The organism is Micromonospora sp. WMMD987 (genome assembly GCF_029581435.1).
Classification (GTDB): domain Bacteria; phylum Actinomycetota; class Actinomycetes; order Mycobacteriales; family Micromonosporaceae; genus Micromonospora; species Micromonospora rifamycinica.
Genome location: NZ_CP120861.1, coordinates 920812 through 940551 on the forward strand (window position 1 = coordinate 920812; position 19740 = coordinate 940551).

The window sequence follows — 19740 nt, forward strand, 5'->3', positions numbered from 1 at the left end:
GGCGCGGAGGACCCTCTCCGCGCCGGGCCACCGTCGCCCGGCACCCGTCCCCGCCGCCGGTCCGCGAGCTAGACTGGAGAGTGGACCTCATGCATCAGGAAATCTTCGAGCGGTACGTGTACGCCGGCGCGGTCGCCCGGGATCCGGATGCGATCGCCGCGATGTTCACCGAGGACGGTGTGTACGACGCACCGCTGGCACCCGAGGGTCACCCGCTGCACGGCCGCCTGGTCGGCCGCGAGGCGATCCGGTCCGGGCTCCGGAGGTACCACCGGCAGCCGGCCCACCGTGGCACGGTGCACCCGGAGGGATCCGGCTACGTCCTGCACGACACCCCGGATCCCGACGTGTTCATCGCCGAGGTCGACGTCGCGTTCGACGGGGCCGACGGGCGGCGCACGACGATGTCGCTCGTGCAGATCTTCCGCCTCCGGGCCGGGCGGATCGCCGTGCTCCGCGACTACTTCACCGAGTGACCGTCCCCCGCCACCGACGGTCGACCGGGCCGACCACATTGGCCGGGGCCGACCACATTGGCCGGGCCGACCACATCGGGCAGCCGCCCCGTGCCAGCGATGGCGGCCCGGCTGCCCGTCCGGTGCCGGCGGGACTGGGGGTTACCACCCCCCACGAGGCGGGTGGAAGCCACCTTCTACCGGCCCCGTCGCGCTCCTAGCGTGAAACCGACGAAGGGCGGCCGCAGGGGCAGCCCTGGTTTCCTGAGGAGCCGCTCATGGCATGGGGATTCCGGACCGCAGTGCTCGCCACGGTGATCGTCGGCTGTGTGACGGTCGCCCACCCGGCACCGTCCTCCGCCTCCGGCACCGTCGCACCGCGGGCTGAGCAGCGAGCCGACGGCCCGGCCCGGCTGCGGCTGCCGACGCCGACGGGCCCCCACCCGGTGGGTACCGTCGACCTGCACCTGGTCGACCGCTCCCGCACCGACCCGTGGACGGCCACCCCGGCCCCCCGCGAGCTGATGGTCAGCGTCTGGTACCCGGCCACCGGGGTGGACCGTTTCCCACGGGCACCCCACATGCTGCCCGGCGCGGCGGCCCACTTCGGTGGCACCGCCGGTGTCGGGGCCAGCCTGTACCGCATCCCGGCGGGCGCGGTGGACTTCGCCGCCACCCGGACCAGCGGCCACCGGGGCGCACCGCTGGCGCGAAGCGGGCGGCCGTACCCGGTGGTGTTGTACTCCCCCGGGGCCGGCGACCCGCGGACCTGGGGCACCACCCTGGTGCAGGACCTGGCCAGCCGCGGCTACGTGGTGGTGACCATCGACCACACCCACGAGGTGTCCGAGGTGGAGTTCCCCGACGGCCGCGTCGTCAGCACCCTGCTGCCGCAGCTGTTCGAGCAGGCGCAGCAGCCCGACGACTTCCAGCGACTCGGCGCGCGGGTGTTCGACACCCGGCTCGCGGACACCCGCTTCGTGCTCGACCAGTTGGCGGCCCTCGACCGGGGGGCGAACCCGGACGCGGCAGGCCGGCCGCTGCCCCGGGGCATGGCGGGTGCCCTGGACCTGAGCCGGACGGGCATGTTCGGCGTCTCCGCCGGCGGCATGACCGCGCTGCAGGCCATGAGCGACGACCCCCGCATCCGGGCCGCGATCGACATGGGCGGCAGCATCGAGTCGCCGATCATGCCGGATGCCCTCGCCCTGTGGCCGGTCACGCGTACCGGCCTGGACCGGCCGTTCATGCTCATGGGCGACGTCGGGACCGACCACCACCGGACGCCGTCCTGGCGGATGCTGTGGGACAACAGCACCGGTTGGCGCGTCGACCTGCGGCTCGACGGCGCGAAGGGCGAGAACGCCTACAAGGACGCCGTGCCGCTGATCCCGCAGATCGCCCGGCAGCTCGACCTCCCCGACAGCTTCGTCACCGACGCCCTGGGCGCCATCGCGCCGGCCCGGGCCGTCCGCAGCCAGGAGACCCTGGTCACCGCCTTCTTCGACAGGTGGCTGCGCGGCCGGGCCGGTCACGTGCTGGACGGCCCGTCACCCCGACTGCGCGACGTCGTCTTCGTCCCCTGACGCCAGCGCCGCGCCGCCGGCCGGCAGCCCCACCGGGGCTGCCGGCCGGCGGCGCATGCGGGTCCGGCCGCGTACGGTCAGCCGCCGAGATGACGCAGGACGGCCAGCACCCGGCGGTTGTCGCCGTCGGAGGCGGGCAGCCCGAGCTTCGCGAAGATGTTCGCCACGTGCTTCTCCACCACCCCGGGGGTGATGGCGAGTGCCGCCGCGATACCGGCGTTGGACCGGCCCTCGGCCATCGACGAGAGCACCTCGCGCTCGCGGGGGGTCAGCGACGCCAGCCCGAGCGTGTCCCGCCCGGCCCGCATCAGGTGGCCGACCACCTCCGGATCCAGCGCGGTGCCGCCGGCCGCCACCCGGGTCAGCGCCTCCACGAAGTCGGCGATGTCGGCGACCCGGTCCTTGAGCAGGTAACCGACCCCGCTGGGCCGGTCGGTGAGCAGCCGGGTCGCGTAGCGGGTCTCCACGTACTGGGAGAACACCAGCACCCCGACACCGGGGTGGTCGCGACGGATGTCGATCGCGGCGCGGAGCCCCTCGTCGGTGTGCGTCGGCGGCATCCGGATGTCGACCACGGCCACGTCCGGGACGACGGCGGCGACCGTGGCCCGCAACGTGGCCGCGTCGGCCACCGCCGCGCACACGTCGAAGCCCCGGTCGGTGAGCAACCGGACCAGACCCTCGCGCATCATCGCGGAGTCCTCCGCGATCACCACCCGCATGCCGTCGCCTCCGTTCACACCTGTGTGGGCAGTTCGATCTCGACCCGGGTCGGTCCGCCGACCGGGCTGTGCACCCGCAGCCGACCGTCCACGACGCTGATCCGGCGGGCCAGGCCGGTCAGGCCCGCGCCGGCCGGGTCCGCCCCGCCGGTGCCGTCGTCCGTGACGCTCAGGGTCAGGCGGCGACCCGAGCCGACGACGTCGAGCCGGACCCGGGTCGCGCCGCTGTGCTTGGCCGCGTTCGTGAGCAGCTCGGCGGCGCAGAAGTAGGCGATGGTCTCGATGGCGGGCGCCGGACGGTCGGTCAGCTCGACTGTCACCGTGACCGGGATCGCGCTGTCGGTGGCGAGGGTCGCCAGCGCGTCGCCGAGGCCGTTGTCGAGCACCGGCGGGTGGATGCCGCGGACCAGGTCGCGCAGGTCAGCGAGGGCGTCCTTCGCGCCCCGGTGGGCGAGCGCGACCAGCTCGCGGGCCTGCGCGAGGTCGGGCGGTGGGCCGTCGACGCCGAGCTTCTCGGTGGCCATGCCGAGGTGCATGGCGAGCGTCGCCAGCCGGATCTGCGCGCCGTCGTGCAGGTCCCGTTCCAGCCGGCGCATCATGGTGGCCGCGTCGTCGATCGCCTGTGCGCGGCTGGCCCGCAGCTCGCGGACCCGCTCGGCGAGCGGGGGTGGACCCAGCAGCCGGCGCATCGCCGCCACGTCCGCCACCGTGCCGGCCCGCATCACCCACGGGGCCACCAGGAGCATGGCGAGACCGGCCGCCGCGACGAGGAACGCGCCGGCGAGGGTCCGCGCGCCGATGACGCCGAACGGGGTGAGCGCCCACACCGGCCCGAGCCGGGTGCCGGGCGGGTGGTTGCGGAACAGCGGCCACCACAGCGGGTAGCTGAGGTTGACCGGCCCGAAGACGTAACAGAACACGCCGTAGCCCTGCGGGACGGCCAGGGGCACCTTGAGCAGGGCGTATCCGGCGGCCCGCCAGCCCGGCCCGTCGGCTACCAGCGCGCCGGGCCGCCGCGAGGGGCGGGGTGGCGGGGCTGCCACGTGCACGTCGAGCAGTCGGGCCGCGAGCCGGCGGAACCCGGCTCCCGCCGCGCGTCCGGTCGGGGCGACCAGGACGACCAGGAGCGCGACGGTGAGCGGGAGCAGCACCAGGAACAGCGGCGCGACGACGGGCGCGGGCTCGCGGGCCGGGGCACCGGTGGCCGAGAGGACGAGGACGCCCAGGGCGGGTACGAGCACCGGCACGGCCAGGACCGCGACCGCGCTGAGCACCCCGACCACGCAGAACACGGCCTGACGGAGGACCGCTGCGGTGAACGGGGCGCGCAGCACGGTCATCGGCCCATTGTCGCCGCCCCCGCTGTCCCCGTCACCACCACCATCGCCGCCCCCGTCGTCGGCCGCGCGGTGGCCGGTCCCCGGTCGGCCGGTCCCACGGGTGGTCCGTCCCACGGTGGTCCGGTCACACGGTGGTTCGGTCACACGTCCCGCGAACGGAGCAGGACGCCACCGCACAGGATCGCCACCGCCGCGTAGCCGCCCATCAGCAGCACGCTGACCCACCCGCTGAACAGCCCCGAGCCGGGCGAGAGCACCGCCACCGAGTTGAGCAGCATCAGCAGCGGCATGAAGCGTCCGACGACGATGCCGTCCTCGCCGAACAGCCCGACCACGATCGTGGGGACGAGCATCAGCCCGAACAGCGTGCCGATCGCGGCCCCCGAGTGCCGTACCACCGCCCCGATGCCGACCCCGATCAGCGCGGTGGCGGCCAGGTAGCCGCCGGTCAGCAGGACCGCCCGCAGGACCGCCGGATCCCCGAGGGAGGCGGTCGGGATGGCGGTGCCCCGGATGGCGAGCTGCCCGCCCAGGTAGCCGGCGAACGACCCGGCCAGGCCGACGGCGAGAGCCGCGCCACCGCCCACGGCGGCCTTCGCGGCCAGGACGGTCCGACGCCGCGGCACGGCGGCGAACGTCGAACGGATCTGCCGGGTGCCGTACTCGCCGGTCACCAGCAGGACGCCGAGCACGCCCAGGAGCAGTTGCGCCAGGATGGCGCCGCTGAGACTGTTGTTCAGGATCTGGGCGGTGGTGGCGACCGGCGTGTGGGACCGGTAGCCGAGGCCCACCCCCACCCCGGTCGCCGCCATCGACAGCACCGTGGCGGCCGACAGCCACCACGTGGACCGGACGCTGCCCAGCTTGATCCGTTCCATCCGGGCCACCTGCCGGAATCCGTAGCCGTTCATGACACCTCCGTGCCGCGGTAGTCGGTGGACTGCGAGGTGAGTCGGAGGAACGCGTCCTCCAGCGAGTCGTGGCGGCCCGCGAGTTCGGCGACGGTGGTCTCCGCCAGCAGTTCGCCCCGGCCGATGACCACCAGCCGGTCCGCGGTCAGCGCCATCTCGGCGATCAGGTGGCTGGACACGAACACCGTCCGGCCCTCGGCGGCCAGGGCGCGCAGCAGCCCCCGGATCCAGCGGACACCCTCCGGGTCCAGCCCGTTGACCGGCTCGTCGAGCAGGAGGACCCCCGGGTCGCCGAGCAGCGCCACCGCGACGCCGAGCCGTTGGCGCATGCCGAGCGAGTAGGTGCCGGTGCGCCGCTTCGCCGCCTCGGAGAGACCCACGAGCCGCAGCACCTCGTCGACCCGCGAGCGGGGGACGTCGTTGCTCGCCGCGAGCGCGGCCAGGTGCGCGTAGCCGCTGCGACCGGGATGGAACGCCCCGGGGTCGAGGAGCGCGCCGACCGACCGCAACGGCCAGTCCAGGTCGGCGTACGGCACCCCGCCGATCAGCGCCGCACCGTGGTCCGGGGCGTCCAGACCGAGGATCATCCGCATCGTCGTCGACTTGCCGGACCCGTTCGGGCCGAGGAAGCCGGTCACCGCCCCCGGCTCGACCCGGACGGTCAGCCCGTTCACGGCGACCCGGTCGCCGTACCTCTTGGTCACATCCCGTAGTTCGATCACGAGATCGACGTTAGGCACCACCGTCGGTGGTCAGAAGCCGGCAACCACCCGGCTCCTCCTGGTGGTTTTCCCCCATCGAACAGGGCGGCGGCCGTACGTCGGGTGTGCCCGCGCCGTGCGGGTGCGGGTGGCTCAGGGCGGGGAGCCCTGGTCGTCCGGTGGGGCGGGGCGGATCCGGGACCGGAGCCGGTCGAGCAGGAGCCGACCGAGCAGGCGTACCCGGTGCCAGCCGCCGAACTGCACGGCGACACACCCGACCACCGCCTCCCGCAGGGTGAACACCTGCCCGGCCCGGGGAAGCAGGAGCACCCGCCAGGACGCCGCCGTCGAGCCGAGGATCCCGGCTCGACGCTGCTGCGCGCGGTAGAGCCGGTCCAACTCGGCGACGGGGGTCGTGACGCGATGGGTGTCCCGCAGCCGCCGGTGCTGGTAGGCGAGGGCGGCGTGGACGTTGCCGGCCTCCAGGAACCACTCCTGGGTCTCGGCCGCCTCGGACTCCGGCCGGGAGGCGGCCGCCGTGGAGTTCCGCAGGCTTCCGGAGACGTCGGTGAGTCGCCGGAAGTCGTGCAGCCCGTCCCGCTGACGGGGTGCCGGCAACCAGCGGGCCGCGTCGCGTGCCAGCGGACCGCCCAGCCAGCGCAGGTCGGGCACCAGCCGCATGTGCTCGATCACCCGGGCCTCGGTCTCGGCGATCAGCCGTAGCTCCGCGTCGTTCGAGGCCCGCCGCCGGTGCCAGGTCAGCCACGCGTAGGCGGGCAGCAACCGGCCCTGGACCCAGAGGGTCGCCCCGATGCGTTCGGTACGGCGCAGCGACGGTGGCTGCCGTCGCCACCAGCGGCGCAGGTCGGCGTACCGGCCCTCCTCCCACATCAGGTCGGACCGGGCGAGGACCAGCTCGTCGGCGGCGATGTCCGGCTCCTCGGCGAGCAGCCGACGGACCTCGGGCACGAGACCGACGGCGCGGAAGTACCGGAAGGTGGCGGCCGTCCGGCGGCGATCGTCCACGGCGACGTCGACGGCGGGCGGTGGCCGCAGGACCGGCCGGGGCACCGGGTCGAAGCCCCAGCGGCCGGCGAGCCCGTCGAGCAGCGTGGTGGTCGGCCCGCAGAGGAACTCGACCGTGGCCCCGGCCCTGCGCAGGTGCCCGGCGAGGGAGGGCAGGAGCCCGTCCGGACCGTCGTACTCGACGTCGAAGACAGCGGTCGACGGCCGTGGGGTCGGCCGGTGCCAGGCACACGACGAGTGGTTGACCCAGTGGACGGTCAGACCGTCGAGCGAGCCCGGCGGGAGGTCGGCGACCGCCACGTCCACGTCGAAGAAGTCGCTGCCGCTGTAGCCGACCATGACGACCCGGCGGGCCGGGCCGCGCAGCCGGTCGACGAGCGCCGCCCGGTCGGCGGCGTCGAAGCCACGTTCGATGCGCGCCAGGGTGGCGCCCAGCCGGGCCGGATCCGACCCGTCGGAGAACGCGTTGTGGAAGTGGTGGAGCTGCCCGGGGTCCGGCGACCGGCCGTACCGGCCGACGTGGGCGCGTTCGACGCACAGGTCGAAGTTGGCGGTGAGCTGGCGTCCGCCGCCGTGCAGGTGGGCGGCGAGGAACCCGTGCACCGGGTTGGGCCGGGCGTCCCGCACGTCGGCGAGGATCTCCCCGATCAGGTCGGGGCTCTGCTGCGCACCGGCGCCGAGCGCGGTCTCCAGCCGGGGCAGCCGGGTCCGGGCCGGCTCAGCCGGGCACACCGACCCCCGCCGCCAGCCCAGCAGTTCGTGGTACGCGAGCACGACGTCCAGGGTGAACGGGCGGAACAGCGCGGCGAAGGCGCGCTCGGTGAGCTGCCAACCGGTCGGCAGGCAACTCGGCGCACCCCGGGAGACGCCGGCCCCGGTCCAGAAGAGCACACCGGCCGGGCCTGGTTCCGCGATCGTCCCGACCGCGTCGTCGAGCACGGTCATCCGGACTCGAGACCGCTGATGTCCCGGTGGTCGGTCAGCACCAGTCGGATGATCCGCTCCTCCAGGTCGGTGAAGGCGAGCAGGTGGACGGTGCGGACCCGGCTGGTGGGGTGGATCCGGAAGTAGTCCAGTGCCGCCTCGACCATGATCTGCGCGGTCCGCTCCAGATCACCACCGCCGTTGCCGGTGCCGAGCAGCGGCATGACGACCGTCCGGAGCTGCTCGCCCTGGGCGTTGAGCCGGTCCAGTTCGGCCAGCACGTTGCGCATGCAACCACCGATGTCGGACACCTGCCGGTAGCCGGTGCCCGGTGAGCCGTCCACCGAGGCGACGTGCAGGATCCGCTTGACGCCGTTGTCCCCGGCGAGCATGCCGGCGGAGGTGGTGAACACGGTCGCGGGGGCGACCGGGGTGCTCAGCGCCACCGTGCGCAGCTCGTCGTAGATGAGGTCGTCGACCAGGTTGCCGGCCGCGTCACGCCGGCCACCCCGGTAGCGGATCGTGCCGGAGATGGTCGGTTCCGTCGGGCGGGCCATCTCCATCCGGGTGTTCTCGGCGTTCACCCAGACGTCGATGCCGGTGACGTTGGCGATGTTGCCGGTGACGATGCCGAGCCGGTGCCGGCGGTCCTGACGGATGGGTGCCACCGTCCGGGTGGTGCGGTGTAGCCGTTGGGGCTGCTGGGCAGCCTCCACGATGGTCAGCCGCAGCCTCAGCCGGTCGACCTCCTGGCGGGCCTGGCGTACCTCGGCTTCGAGCGCGTCGCGCTTGCCGGCCCGGGTCAGCCACTGGAAGGAGAGGGTGATGGAGATCAGCACGAACGCCGCGGCGCCGCCGATGCTGAAGCCGAGGGCACGGCCGTCGGCGTACGATTCCGGAAAGATCGAGAACATCAGCAGCGAAACCGCGACCGCGTAGAGCAGCACCGACGGCAGCTGCATGGCGGCCTGCCGGCCGGCGCGTTGCGGCGCGGAGAACCAGACCTGTAGCAGAATGCCGATCAGCATCAGGGCGCCGGTGACGCCGAGCAGCGACGGATTCATGACCGTGACCTTTTCCGGTGCAGCCAGAGGAGCCCGGCCAGGGTCTTGGCATCCTGGATCGTGCCGCCGTCGAGCAGCGCCGAAAGGTCACCGAGTGGCACCACTCTACGGGCGATGTTCTCCGCCTCGTCGGCCCGACCGCCGCCCGCACCCACCCGCAGGCTGTCGTCGATCTCGGCGTAGAAGAGGGTGACGCGCTCCGACGATCCCCCGGGGGAGAGATGGAACGTGGAAATCCGCTCCAGAACGCGGACGTCGTACCCGATCTCCTCGCGGATCTCGCGGCGGACGGCGGTTTCCGGCGCTTCGTCGGCGTCGACCATGCCGGCCACCAGTTCGACCAACCATCCTGATCCGTGGCCCAGGGTCGGGAAGCGGAACTGTTCGACCAGGACGATTTCCCCACGTGCGGTGTCCACGACGACCGCTGCCACGGAATCGCCGCGATCGGCGTTGACGAGCGTGACCGGCCTGCTCCAGTCGTCGGACAGGGAGCGGTCCGCGTCGTAGGTGCGGTAACGGAGTCTGGCTTCCCGGATGGTGAAGATCGCGGTGGTGAGGAGCACCTGCTCGGAAAGGATCTCGACGTTCGGCTGGTGATCACGCACGGTGCCGCTCCTTGATCAAAAAAAGCGCGCATTCCTCACGAAGCGCGGCGCTTAACCTAAGCATAACTCCGGTTCCCACGTCGTTGATGTTGGAACGAGCTGTCGGAAAATGGCGTCAGAGGAGACCACAGATGCTCGACGAGCGCCCAGCGGCCTACTTCAGCCACAGCTACGACGTCCTGGACCGGCGGGTGACCGACTTCTTTCTCGAGGTGCTGTCGGAACGGTTCGCCCTCGCCGTCGACCCGCGCTCCGCAACCCTGTCCACGATGCACCTTGAGTTGATGATGCGACGAACCGCCTGTTTCGTCGCTGTGGTCACGCGTCGGGAAAATCAACCGCAGTACCGGTGCTCGCCATTCGCGGTGCACGAGTACGGCATGGCGGTCCTGGCGAACCGGCCGAGACTGGTGATACCGGAGATCAACATTCCGGCACGCCATTTCATCGGCGCCGACCTGGCCCGTCCGTTCAACCGCAACCGGCTCGCCGCGTACCGGATGCCCCTGGACGCCCTCGACGAACTGGTGGCCCGCGCCCGGGAACACACCGACGAGGTGGACCGCCCGTTGGGCGCGGCCGCGCTCGTGCTCCCACCGACCCCCGAGTACGCGGCGGCCGAGCCGGAGCTGCGCCGGCTCATCTCCCAGGCCGGTTGGCAGGTGGACGAAATCTCCGCGGCCCTGCTGCGCGACGAGGTCGACGCGGCCGGCGCGGCGACCCTGCTGGACCGGTACGACTTCGTCCTCCTCGACGTCCTCGATCCTCGGACACCGTCCTGGGTGCTGCCGTTCCTCCAGGCCCGTGGCGTGCCGACGGTCCGGTTGGTGTGCCACCGCGCCGACGACCCCATCCGGCAACTGCCCCGGCTCGCCGTGAGCCACGCGCTACAGGCGTCCAGCGCGGTCAACCGGCACGCGATCTGGTGGTCCGAGATGGACGTGCTGCTGCCGGAGCTGGGCCGGGAGATCGGCCGGTTGCAGATGCCCCGCCTCCCGTTCGCCGGCCTGCCCGAGGCCCGCCGGTACGTCTGGAGTCTCGGCCGGGACCAGGGGCCGGTCTTCCTCAGCAGCGCCCAGGGCGACAACGACTTCGCCCAGCTGATCGCCCAGGAGCTGGACCTGCGCAACGTCGAGCACTTCCACTACCTGTTCAACAGCGACCTGCCGCGGGGCAAGGCATGGGAGCACCGCCTGCTCGCCAAGGTGGGGGAGTGCCGGATCTTCGTGCCACTGGTGAGCCGGCACTACCTGGACAGCGCCTGGTGCCGGAAGGAGATGGAGATCGCCCTGGAGTTGAGCGGTCGGGGACGGATGCGGATTCTGCCGTACTTCCTCGACCATCACGCCGGTGCCAGCGTGCCGGTCCAGGGCGCCTCGGTGGTGCACCTGGACGCCGCCGCGCGGGTGCGACGCGTCGTCGACGACGTGGACCGGGCACTGACCGACCTGACCGACCGCCGGCACCGCCCCCGTATCGGGATCGCCGTGGCCGGCGGGCGGACCGCGCTGGACGTGGACGTCGTCGTGCTCGCCACCGGCCCGACGGAGTACGCGGCGGCGGCCCGCACCCTGCGCCACCCGGCCCCGGTGGTCGGCACGGCCGAGCACCCCAACCACTTCGACTGGCTCGGCGGCACGGTGGCCCGTCCGCAGGGCAGCGGCTACCAACTGGTGCTCTGCCGGGCCGGCACGGACGGCGGCCGGGAAGCGCTGCGCGCGGCCGTCGAGGCGTTCGGACCGGAGCACGTCGTGCTGCTCGGCACCGCGTCGGCCGTGGTGCCGGCCGACGTGGTGGTCGCCGACCGGATCTGCGGCTTCCACCGGTTGAGCATCGACAGCTCGTTCGTGCCCAGTCTGCACCGGGACTACCCGACCGATCCGGGTGTCGCGGCGTCGGCGGAGGGACTGCCGTCGGTGGTACGGGGAACGCTGGCCGTCGGGGACGAGGTGGTGCCCGCCCCGGACGCCTCCAGCTTCGCCCCGGTGCTGGACACCTGGCCCGACACGGTGGCGGTGGGCGTGCTGTCGGTGGACACCGTCGAGCAGTTGGAGGACTTCCGGTCCTACGGGCGGATCAGCCACTTCAGCGCGGTCGTCGGGGTCGCGCCACCCGACGCGGACGACGCCGCCCGTGCGGTGGCGGCGGAGCGCGCGTTCACCACCGTCAGCCGGTTAGTCTCTGCGCACTGGCCGCGACCGCCGCGCACCGACGCGGCAGACGAGGGGGCATCCGGTGTGGCATCCGCAGCCGATTGACACCAGTGGGGTCGAGGTGCCGCCGGAGGTGCGCAGGGAACGGGAGACGCTGTCCCGCCAGGCGCACGACATCTGGGCCGCGAAACGGCTCGCGGACGGCTGGCGGTACGGCGAGGCCCGCGACGACGTGGAGAAGACCCACCCGAACCTGGTCGCCTACGAGGATCTGGACGACGGCGACAAGTCCTACGACCGGGAGCTCATCGACGGGACGATCCGGCTGCTGATCAAGCTCGGCTTCCGGATCGAACGCGACCCCACCTCTGAGCAGCCCCGGTAGGCCCGCTCCCAGCCGGTGCGCGGGTTCAGCGCCTCGCCGGCCCGGTGTCGGGATCGTCCTCGACCAGGAGCAGGCCGGCACGCGGTCCGGCGGCGATGCGTCCGAGGTCGTCGAGTCGGAACCGGTGGGCGGGTGTGGGCGTCGCCGCGCGTGGCGTTTCGCCCGGGACGGGGCCGGTGCGGGCCAGGTACGGGAGTCCGTGGTCTTCGACCGTCGCGAAGAGCGCCTGCGACTCCTCGACGTACCGCTCGGCCCGGGTGAAGTCCTGCCGGTCACGGCTGCACGCGGCGAGCCGGTGCAGGATGGTCGCCTCGCCCAGCCGGTCTCCGGCCGAGCGGGCGCTGGCCAGCGCGACGAGTAGCAGCTCGTGCCACTCGGTGAGCGAGCGGCGCAGCCGGAACAGCGGGGAGACGGCGTCGACCAGCTCCCAGCAGGCCGCCGGATGCCCCTTCCCCGCAGCTCTGCGGGCGACCACGGCGAGCGCCGCGCGTTCACTGTCGAACCAGGTCAGGGGTGCCGTGCGGGCCAGCCGGGCCGGCTCCCCGCCGACCGGGTAACGCTCCGCGACGGCACGGTGCCGCATGCTTGTGTCGTCGCCGACCGCCCTGCGGGCCAGTTCGGCCAGGGTGAGCCAGGCGCCGAAGCCCCGGCTCCGGGCGGCGGTCAGCTCCGCCGGATCGTCCTCGGCGGTGGCGCGTTCCCGGGCGTAGAGGCGCACCAGGTGGTGCAGCCGGAAGCGGGCGCCGACCATGGGTTCGGCCCGGACCGCCTCCACCAGGTGCGCGTCGAAGAGTTGCTCCAGCAGTGCTTCACCCTCACCGGGGGAGACGTCCAGCGATGCGGCGGCGATCCCCGGGTCGGTGTGGGCGAGGTCGAGGTGACCGGTCAGGCGTAGCAGTCGCCGCGCGTCCTCGGACAGTCCGACGTAGCTGGCCGCCAGGCTCGCCCGTACGTCCCACTCGCGGTAGCTGAGCTGGTCCAATCGGCGGCTCTCGTCCCGGAGCATCCCGCGGAGCTTCTCCACGCTCCAGTGCGGCTTCGCGGCGAGCCGGGCTCCGAGGACGCGTAGGGCGAGCGGGAGGAACCCGCACTGACGGGACAGTTCGGCGGCGGCCGCCGGCTCGGCGTGCACCCGCTGGTCACCGGTCACCCGGGCGAGCAGTTCACCGGCCGAGGCGGGGTCGAGGGCCGCCAGCCGTAGCGTCGACGCACCGAAGGTCGACCCGAGGTGGGCGCGACCGTTGACGATCACCGCGCACTGCCGGCCCGCCGGCACGAGCGGGATGATCTGTTCGTCGGTGGCCGCGTTGTCGAGCACCACCAGGACCCGTCGCTCGGCGAGGAGATTCCGGTAGAGGTCCGCCCGTTCCTCGACGGTGTCGGGCACCGCCGTACCGGCCACCCCGAGTGCCCGGAGGAACCGACCGAGCACCTCGGCCGGATCGACCGGGTCACGGTGGTCGCAGCCGTGGAGGTCGGCGTACATCTGTCCGTCCGGGAAGCTCTCTTGGACGGTGTGCGCGACGTGCACCGAGAGGGCGGACTTGCCGACGCCGCCCGACCCGACCACCGTCACCACCGCCACCCCGGTCCGTGTCGGCGCGGTGAGCAGCCGACGCATCCGTTCGACCTCGACGGTACGGCCGGTGAAGTCGCTGATGTCCGGTGGCAGGAGTCGGGACACGTCGGCGTGCGGCTGCCTGCCGACCGGGCCGTCCGCGGACGCGGCCACCTCCTCGACCGGGTCCTCGTGGCCCTCGCGCAGTATCGACAGGTGTACGCGTTGGGTCTCCGGCTGTGGATCGGCCCCGAACTCGTCGGCCAGCCACCGCCGCCATCTCTCGTAGTGGCTGAGTGCCTCCGCGCTGCGGCCCACCCTGCTCAGGGCCAGCATGAGCTGCCGGACGAGGCGTTCGCGGGACGGGTTGGCCTGGGCGGTCGCCAGCAGTTCGTCGACGATCCCCCGCTGGTTGCCCTGGTCGAGTTCGAGGTCGAAGAGTTCCTCGACGGCGGTGAGGCGGGCGGACTCCAGCCGCTGGCAGACGGTCGCGTAGCTCTCATCGGGGACGTCCCCGCCGAGAACCGGACCCCGCCACAGGTCGAGTGCCCGACCGAGGGTACGGACCGCGCTCGCCGCGTCCGGCTCCTCCCGGGCGGCCTGGGAGAGGGCAAGGAAGTGCTGGGCGTCGACGGCGGACGGGGGCGACTCGAGCCGGTACTCCCCGCCCCGGGTGTGCAGGTGGACCAGGCCGCCGTCAGCGGTGTTGAGCACGGCGCGCAGCTCACTGATCCGGGTCTGCACCACCGCCCTGGCCTGCCTGGGCGGCGCGTCCCCCCAGAGCAGGTCGATCAGCTGACTCGTCGACACCGATTCGTTCGCCCGGAGCGCCAGGATGCCGAGAATGAGCCGTTGTTGCCGGCGGGCGAGTCGTATCGGCCTTCCCCGATGCCACAACTCGACCGGTCCGAGTACCCGAATTTCCACTATAGCCCCCGTTGAGTCCGCCAGTGCTGTGATCCGTCCTGGTCGCCTTTCCTTAACGTCCGCTCAGGACCACGATACTGATCGATTGCGTGGCCGGCATCCCGTGTATCCGGGTACGGCCGGACCGGTCTGTCGGGTGGGTGTCAGGGCGACTCGTCCGGCCAGCGGGCGGTACGGATCCGCCGGTCGGTCGCCGCGACCACGACGGTGATCGCCAGGAGGCCCGCCAGGCTCAGGATCGCGATCGACGACGGTATCCACCGCAGGAGTTGCCCGGAGAGGAACAGGCCGACCGCCGCGCCGGCGGTGAGGATCGTCATGAACGCCGAGATGGCCCGGCCCCGTTGCTCATCGGGTATCTGCCGGAAGATGAGAATGTCGACCAGCACCCGCATCGACGGCCCACCGAGACCGAGCAGGAACAGCGCGGCCGCCAGCCACCACGAACCCCAGGGCAGGGCCAGCGCCGCGATGGTGGCGACCGCCGTGCCGCCGAGCCAGAGCATGAGCGTGCCGGGCCCGAGCGCCCAGTGCAGCGGGCGGACCAGCAGCGTGCCGGCGAGCCCACCCAACGCGAGGCCGGCCGAGGTCAGACCGATCACGGTCGGGGACGCCCCCTGGCGGGTCAGCACCACGATGACGACGAGGATCAGCGGTGCGGTGACCAGGTTCAGCGCCGCGGCGAAGACGGTGGCCGCCCGTAGCGCCGGCACCCGCCAGAGCTGGGCGGGCCCGGCGAGCGCGTGGCGGAGAAGCCGGCCCTTCCCGGCCCCGGTGCCGGCCTCCCTGTCCCGGGCCGGGGGCCGGACGAACACCGCGCAGAAGGCGGACACCAGGAACGAGACGGTGCTGCCCAGGAAGGGCAACGCCGTCGCGGTGGCGTAGAGGAGGCCGGCCAGCGGAGGGCCGGACAGTGCCGCCGCGTGGGTACGGATCTCCTCCTGGGTCAGCGCGGCGGTGAGCTGCCTCGGCGGCACCACCGACCGGACGAGGAGCATCCGGGCCGAGCCGCCGAGCGGCTGGACCGCGCCGACCGCCACCCCGGCGGCCAGCAGGTGCGGCAGGGTGACCGCGTCGAGCGCGACCGCCACCAGGACGCTCGCCGAGGCCGTGGCCCGGACCGATTCCATGGTGATCAGCAGGACCCGCCGGTCGTACGCGTCGACGAGTGCCCCGGCCGGCAGACCGACCAGCAGGGCCACCAGCATCTGCACGGCACCGAACGTGCCGGCCCAGGCCGCCGAGCCGGTGGCGGCCAGGACCACCAGCGGGTAGGCGAGGTCGGTGATCTCCCGCCCGAGGAACGCGAGCGCGGACCCGCTCCACAGGAGCTGGAAGTTGCGGTTGCGCCGCAGCGGGGTTTCGTCGGAAGGTGCCGCGTCGAGAACGGTCGGGACGCCGGGTGGTGCCTCCATCACGTTGCTCCTGGCCTCGAAGGGGTGCTCATCGGGTGGCATCGTCGCCGGCGAGGATGCGGTAGACGTCGCGGCGGACCGACGCCAGCACCCGAGCGGTCCGGTCGAGTTGTGCGTCGGTGCCGGCGGTGGTGACCTGGTTGACGGCGGCGGTCAGGCCGTCGAGCGCGGCCCGGACCTCGACGACCGCGTCGGGCACCAGCCGGGCCGCCGCGGCCCACGGCTCGTGTGTCCGGGCGGGGTCGCCGGTCACTAACGCGTGGCCGGCGTCGGTGAGGTGGCAGCGGCGTTCGGCGCCGGTGCCGGTGGTGACGACCAGGCCCTCGTCCTCCAGTTGCGACAGCGCCGGGTAGACCGATCCGGGGCTGGGCCGCCACCGGCCCCCGCTGCGGTCGGTGATGGCCCGGATGAGCTGGTAGCCGTTGCCCGGCTGCTCGTGCAGCAGCGAGAGCAGCGCCGCCCGCACGTCTCCCCGGCGCATCCGGACCGGCCGTCGGACCCGGCCCGGCGGCGGTGGCGGTGGTGGTGGTGGCGGCAACGGTGGCAGCGGTGGTGGTGGCATGTCCGACGGGTCCGCGTCGGGCCCCAGGTGCACGTGCCGGTCCGTCATCGACAACCTCCACGGTACGCAGGACGAACCCCCCAACGATATATCGCTATGTATCGTCGGGGAAGGAGGTCGGCACCCGTGACCCGCCGACGTCGGAGGCCACCAGGTCCGCTCGCGCCCCGCGCCGTGCCGGTCAACGCGCCGGTGCCCCGGCGAGCGGGCCGGTGCTGAACCGGGTGACCTTGTCCAGCACGTCCCCGCTGTAGAGCCGCCGCGCCTGCTGGACGGCGAACTCGGCCAGATAGAGCCGGAACAGCGCCTGCGGCTCCTCGGCGAGGTTCAGCATCCTGCGGTTCGCCACCACCGCCGGACTGTCCATCCGGGTCACCTCCCGGACGATCGCCGCGTCCATCCCGTCCGCCGGTACGACCTCGTCGAACAGCAACCCGGCCGCCGGCTCGTCGGTGGTGACCCGCCGCCCGACGAGGACGATCTGCCGGGAGAGCCGGCCCCCGGCGACCCGGCCGAGCCGCAGGTTCCCCGCACCGGGGATGATCCCCTCCTGCGCGGCCGGGAGGCTGAAGAAGGCCCCCCGCTCGGCGATCACCCGGTCGCAGGCGAGCAGGATCTGCGCCCCGCCGCCGATCGCGAAGGTGTCCACTGCGGCGATCCACGGCTTCTGCACCGCCCCGTCGTCCCAGGCGTCGTCGCCTCCGCCGGTCAACCCGTGGACGATCTTGGCGAGGTAGCCCAACTCCCGGCGCAGCAGGAAGCCCAGGTACGAGATCCGTCCGGCGTGCAGGGACTTCAGGTTGATCCCGGCGCTGAACACCCGTCGACCGGCGTACCGGGGATGGGTCATCACGCCGCCCCGGAGCACCCCGACCCGCACCGAGGGGGCGAGCAGCGCCAGATCGACGGCGGTCTCCATGTCCTCGACCTGTTCGTTGTCCTCCGCGTTCAGGCAGTCGGCACGCCGCATCGTCAGGTGCGCCGCCCCGTCGCGGACCTCCACCCGGACCGAACGCAGCTCCACCGCGCCGGTCCGCAGCAGCTCCGGCAGCAGGTCACCGGCCCGGCGGGTGGGCCGCCGCATCGCCGCCAGCAGATGCGGGCCGGCCCGGTCGGAACGCAGCACGTGGCTGACCAGGATGCTCTGGTCGACGTCGAGGCCCTCCTTCTCAGCCGGCGGCCGGAGCAGTTCCGCGTCGGACCGGGCCGGGGTCGGCACCAGACCGGGCACCGCCGTGGCGGCTGCGGCGCACAGGTCGTCCAGCCGGAGGAACCGTCGGTGGCCGTCGGTCAGCTCGTCGTAGAGCTGGTCGACGGACGTCCGCAGGAACGCGTCCTTCAGGTCACGCGCCCGGCCGCGGGCCGCCGCGACCGCCTCCCGCTGCCGCGGTGAACGACGGCTCGGGGTGGGACAGCCGGCGAGGAGCCTGTCCAGTGCTGCCTCGGCGGCGGTGACGTCCCGCGCCCCGGCCAGCTGTCCGACCCGCTCAACCGGCGAAGACGACATCACGCGCCTCCTCGTCGTCCCCGTCGCGCAGGACCCGGTCACAGGCGGCCAGGTGCCGACCGAGAGCCTCCTCGAACGGGGTGGTGGTCGCGTCGAGCATCAACTGCCGCCGGACCGCGACGTCGGGCCCCGCGGCGGCGAGCGCGGCCACCGCCACGGCGACGGCGCCCGCGGGGTCGTCGGTCACCTCGTCGACCAGGTCGAGGGCGAAGGCCCGGTCGGCCGGGATCACGTTGCCGAAGAGGACGTCCCGGCGCACCCGGGCGTAACCGGCCTGGTTCACCAGCCGGTACAGCCCCATACCGGGCCAGACCCCTGACCCGGCGGCCGGCAGGTGCAGGCGGGCGTCGGTCGCCGCGATCCGGAGGTCGGTGGCGAGCAGGATCTCCACGGCGGTGCCGCCGCAGTCCTGCCGGGCCACCGCCACCGTCGGCGCGGCCACCCGTTCCCACCGGCGCAGGACGCGCTCCCACTTGTTGACCAGGCTCAGCGCCGGGTGCTTCCGGTCCGGGGGTGTCCCGGTGAGTTCGAGGACGGCGACCCGCCCGGCGGGGGCGTCCTGAACGGTGTCGATGAAGGCGTCGAGTGCGGCGACGACCGCCGCCGTGAGGGGCAGGGTGCCGTCGACGACGTGCTGGAGGGGCATGTCTTCTCCCAGGTCGGGTGGGGGCTCTTCACCCAGGTCGGGTGGGGACGGTCGGGTCACCAACGGACCAGGGCGGTCTCGATGGTGGAGCCCGGACCCATGGTCATGAACACGCCGTACTCGCCGGGGCGGACGGTGGCTTCGCGCAACAGCCGTTCGTAGGAGAACAGGAACGATCCGCTGGACAGGTTGCCGTAGTCGCGCAGCACGCTGATGGTGTGCCGCAGGTCGTAGCGGGTCAGGCCGAGGTTCACCCCGACGGCGTCGATGACCTTCTTGCCCCCCGAGTGGACCAGCCAGTGGGCGACGTCGTCCTGCCGCAACCCGGAACGGCCGAGCAGCCGGTCCACCGTCGCCCTGGCGTGCGCGCCGACCACGTACGGGATGTCGGGGTCGAGGTAGAAGCTGAAGCCGTTCTGGGCGGTGTCCCAGTCGTACCGCATCGCGTCCACCGCCTCGGGGATGATGCAGCTGGTGAAGTCGACGATCCGGGGCGTGGTCCGGTGGGGGACGGTGTCGTCGTCCCGACCGCCGGCGACCAGCGCGACCGCCGCCGAACCGTCCCCGAAGAGGCTGTTCACCACCGAGGTACGCATCGTGCTGTCGAAGACGTACGCCGCCGAGCAGGCCTCGATGCAGACCATCACCGCCAGCTCGCCCGGGTTGCTACGGGCCCAGCCAGCGACCACGTTCAGACTGTTCAGGCCGGCGTTGCATCCCATGCCGACCACGTCGGCGCGACTGACGTGCCGGTCGAGCCCCAACTCCCGGATGAGCAGCGCGCTGAAACCCGGGGTCAGGAAGCCGGTGGAGGTGACACAGCACAGGTAGCGCACGTCGGAGAGGTCCGCCCCGGTCTGCTTGAGGCACTCGTGCACCGCCCGGACGCCCATCGCCACGCCCTGCTGCTTGTGCTTGGCGAGGAGCTGTCCGGTGGTCTCCATGACGCGGGTGCCGTCCGGCCCCGCCTCGGGGAGGGTGAGGAACCGGCGCTCGATGGCGCTGTTGAGGTACACCGACCGGATGCGGGGATCGCGGACGTCGAGGATGTCCAGCAGTTCCCGCTGGGTGTATCCGGTCGGCGGGACGGCCGTGCCGACCGCGAGGACGCGGGCCATGTCGTGGGTTCCGAGCGCCGGCGGCGGCGCGGCGCGGAGCAGTCCCGGATGGGGCAGTGGCGCGGTCGCGGTGCTCACCGGTACGTCCACCCCCACATCCGTTTCCGGCTCCTGATCAGGCGTTTCGCGTTC

Annotated in this window: 17 protein-coding genes; 4 read left to right on the forward strand and 13 right to left on the reverse strand. The window is 72.9% G+C overall.

Annotated elements, in window-relative coordinates:
* Nucleotides 1-89 precede the first annotated feature (89 nt).
* The gene (locus O7612_RS04115) at nt 90-476 is read left to right on the forward strand and encodes a nuclear transport factor 2 family protein (protein ID WP_282270605.1); all 387 of its coding nucleotides are present in this window, start codon (nt 90-92) and stop codon (nt 474-476) included.
* A gap of 257 nt (nt 477-733) precedes the next feature.
* On the forward strand, nt 734-2041 hold the full coding sequence (locus O7612_RS04120) for a hypothetical protein (protein ID WP_282270608.1): 1308 nt from the start codon (nt 734-736) through the stop codon (nt 2039-2041).
* Nucleotides 2042-2118: 77 nt separating this feature from the next.
* Here O7612_RS04120 and O7612_RS04125 read toward each other — a convergent pair whose 3' ends face one another.
* From O7612_RS04125 to O7612_RS04155, 7 genes are all read right to left on the reverse strand, one after another.
* Entirely contained in the window at nt 2119-2763 is a 645-nt protein-coding gene (locus O7612_RS04125; protein WP_282270610.1) for a response regulator transcription factor, read from the reverse strand.
* A gap of 14 nt (nt 2764-2777) precedes the next feature.
* Complete coding sequence (locus O7612_RS04130; protein ID WP_282270611.1) at nt 2778-4103, reverse strand: sensor domain-containing protein; 1326 nt, start codon at nt 4101-4103, stop codon at nt 2778-2780.
* 140 nt (nt 4104-4243) lie between these two features.
* Complete coding sequence (locus O7612_RS04135) at nt 4244-5014, reverse strand: ABC transporter permease (protein ID WP_282270614.1); 771 nt, start codon at nt 5012-5014, stop codon at nt 4244-4246.
* Nucleotides 5011-5736 carry an ATP-binding cassette domain-containing protein gene (locus O7612_RS04140; RefSeq protein ID WP_282270616.1) on the reverse strand — a complete coding sequence of 242 codons (726 nt, stop codon included), beginning with the start codon at nt 5734-5736 and terminating at the stop codon, nt 5011-5013. The genes O7612_RS04135 and O7612_RS04140 overlap by 4 nt, the downstream gene beginning before the upstream one ends.
* A gap of 132 nt (nt 5737-5868) precedes the next feature.
* On the reverse strand, nt 5869-7686 hold the full coding sequence (locus O7612_RS04145) for a hypothetical protein (protein WP_282270618.1): 1818 nt from the start codon (nt 7684-7686) through the stop codon (nt 5869-5871).
* Nucleotides 7683-8729: a macro domain-containing protein gene (locus tag O7612_RS04150; protein WP_067303160.1), complete on the reverse strand. Its 1047-nt coding sequence runs from the start codon at nt 8727-8729 to the stop codon at nt 7683-7685. Before O7612_RS04150 ends, O7612_RS04145 begins: the two co-directional genes overlap by 4 nt.
* On the reverse strand, nt 8726-9337 hold the full coding sequence (locus O7612_RS04155; protein WP_282270625.1) for an NUDIX hydrolase: 612 nt from the start codon (nt 9335-9337) through the stop codon (nt 8726-8728). The genes O7612_RS04150 and O7612_RS04155 overlap by 4 nt, the downstream gene beginning before the upstream one ends.
* Nucleotides 9338-9468: 131 nt before the next feature.
* On the opposite strand from O7612_RS04155, the gene O7612_RS04160 reads away from it, so the two are divergent.
* Both O7612_RS04160 and O7612_RS04165 read left to right on the forward strand, forming a co-directional pair.
* Nucleotides 9469-11595: a toll/interleukin-1 receptor domain-containing protein gene (locus O7612_RS04160; RefSeq protein ID WP_282270627.1), complete on the forward strand. Its 2127-nt coding sequence runs from the start codon at nt 9469-9471 to the stop codon at nt 11593-11595.
* A gap of 28 nt (nt 11596-11623) precedes the next feature.
* Nucleotides 11624-11875, forward strand: a complete 252-nt coding sequence (locus O7612_RS04165) for a RyR domain-containing protein (protein WP_282270630.1) — start codon at nt 11624-11626, stop codon at nt 11873-11875.
* Nucleotides 11876-11900: 25 nt separating this feature from the next.
* Here O7612_RS04165 and O7612_RS04170 read toward each other — a convergent pair whose 3' ends face one another.
* The 6 genes from O7612_RS04170 to dpgA all read right to left on the reverse strand — a co-directional run bounded on the left by O7612_RS04170 (nt 11901) and on the right by dpgA (nt 19698).
* Nucleotides 11901-14360 (reverse strand): BTAD domain-containing putative transcriptional regulator, encoded by a 2460-nt coding sequence (locus tag O7612_RS04170; protein ID WP_282270632.1) that lies wholly within the window; start codon nt 14358-14360, stop codon nt 11901-11903.
* A gap of 143 nt (nt 14361-14503) precedes the next feature.
* Nucleotides 14504-15775, reverse strand: a complete 1272-nt coding sequence (locus O7612_RS04175; RefSeq protein ID WP_282270634.1) for an MFS transporter — start codon at nt 15773-15775, stop codon at nt 14504-14506.
* Between the two features lie 28 nt (nt 15776-15803).
* Nucleotides 15804-16385: a PadR family transcriptional regulator gene (locus O7612_RS04180; protein WP_282270636.1), complete on the reverse strand. Its 582-nt coding sequence runs from the start codon at nt 16383-16385 to the stop codon at nt 15804-15806.
* 133 nt (nt 16386-16518) lie between these two features.
* A complete protein-coding gene (dpgC, locus tag O7612_RS04185; RefSeq protein ID WP_282270638.1) occupies nt 16519-17844 on the reverse strand; it encodes a (3,5-dihydroxyphenyl)acetyl-CoA 1,2-dioxygenase DpgC in 1326 nt (441 codons plus the stop codon).
* The gene (gene dpgB, locus O7612_RS04190) at nt 17825-18490 is read right to left on the reverse strand and encodes an enoyl-CoA-hydratase DpgB (protein WP_282270640.1); all 666 of its coding nucleotides are present in this window, start codon (nt 18488-18490) and stop codon (nt 17825-17827) included. The genes dpgC and dpgB overlap by 20 nt, the downstream gene beginning before the upstream one ends.
* Before the next feature lie 56 nt (nt 18491-18546).
* The gene (dpgA, locus tag O7612_RS04195; protein ID WP_282270641.1) at nt 18547-19698 is read right to left on the reverse strand and encodes a 3,5-dihydroxyphenylacetyl-CoA synthase DpgA; all 1152 of its coding nucleotides are present in this window, start codon (nt 19696-19698) and stop codon (nt 18547-18549) included.
* Nucleotides 19699-19740 lie beyond the last annotated feature (42 nt).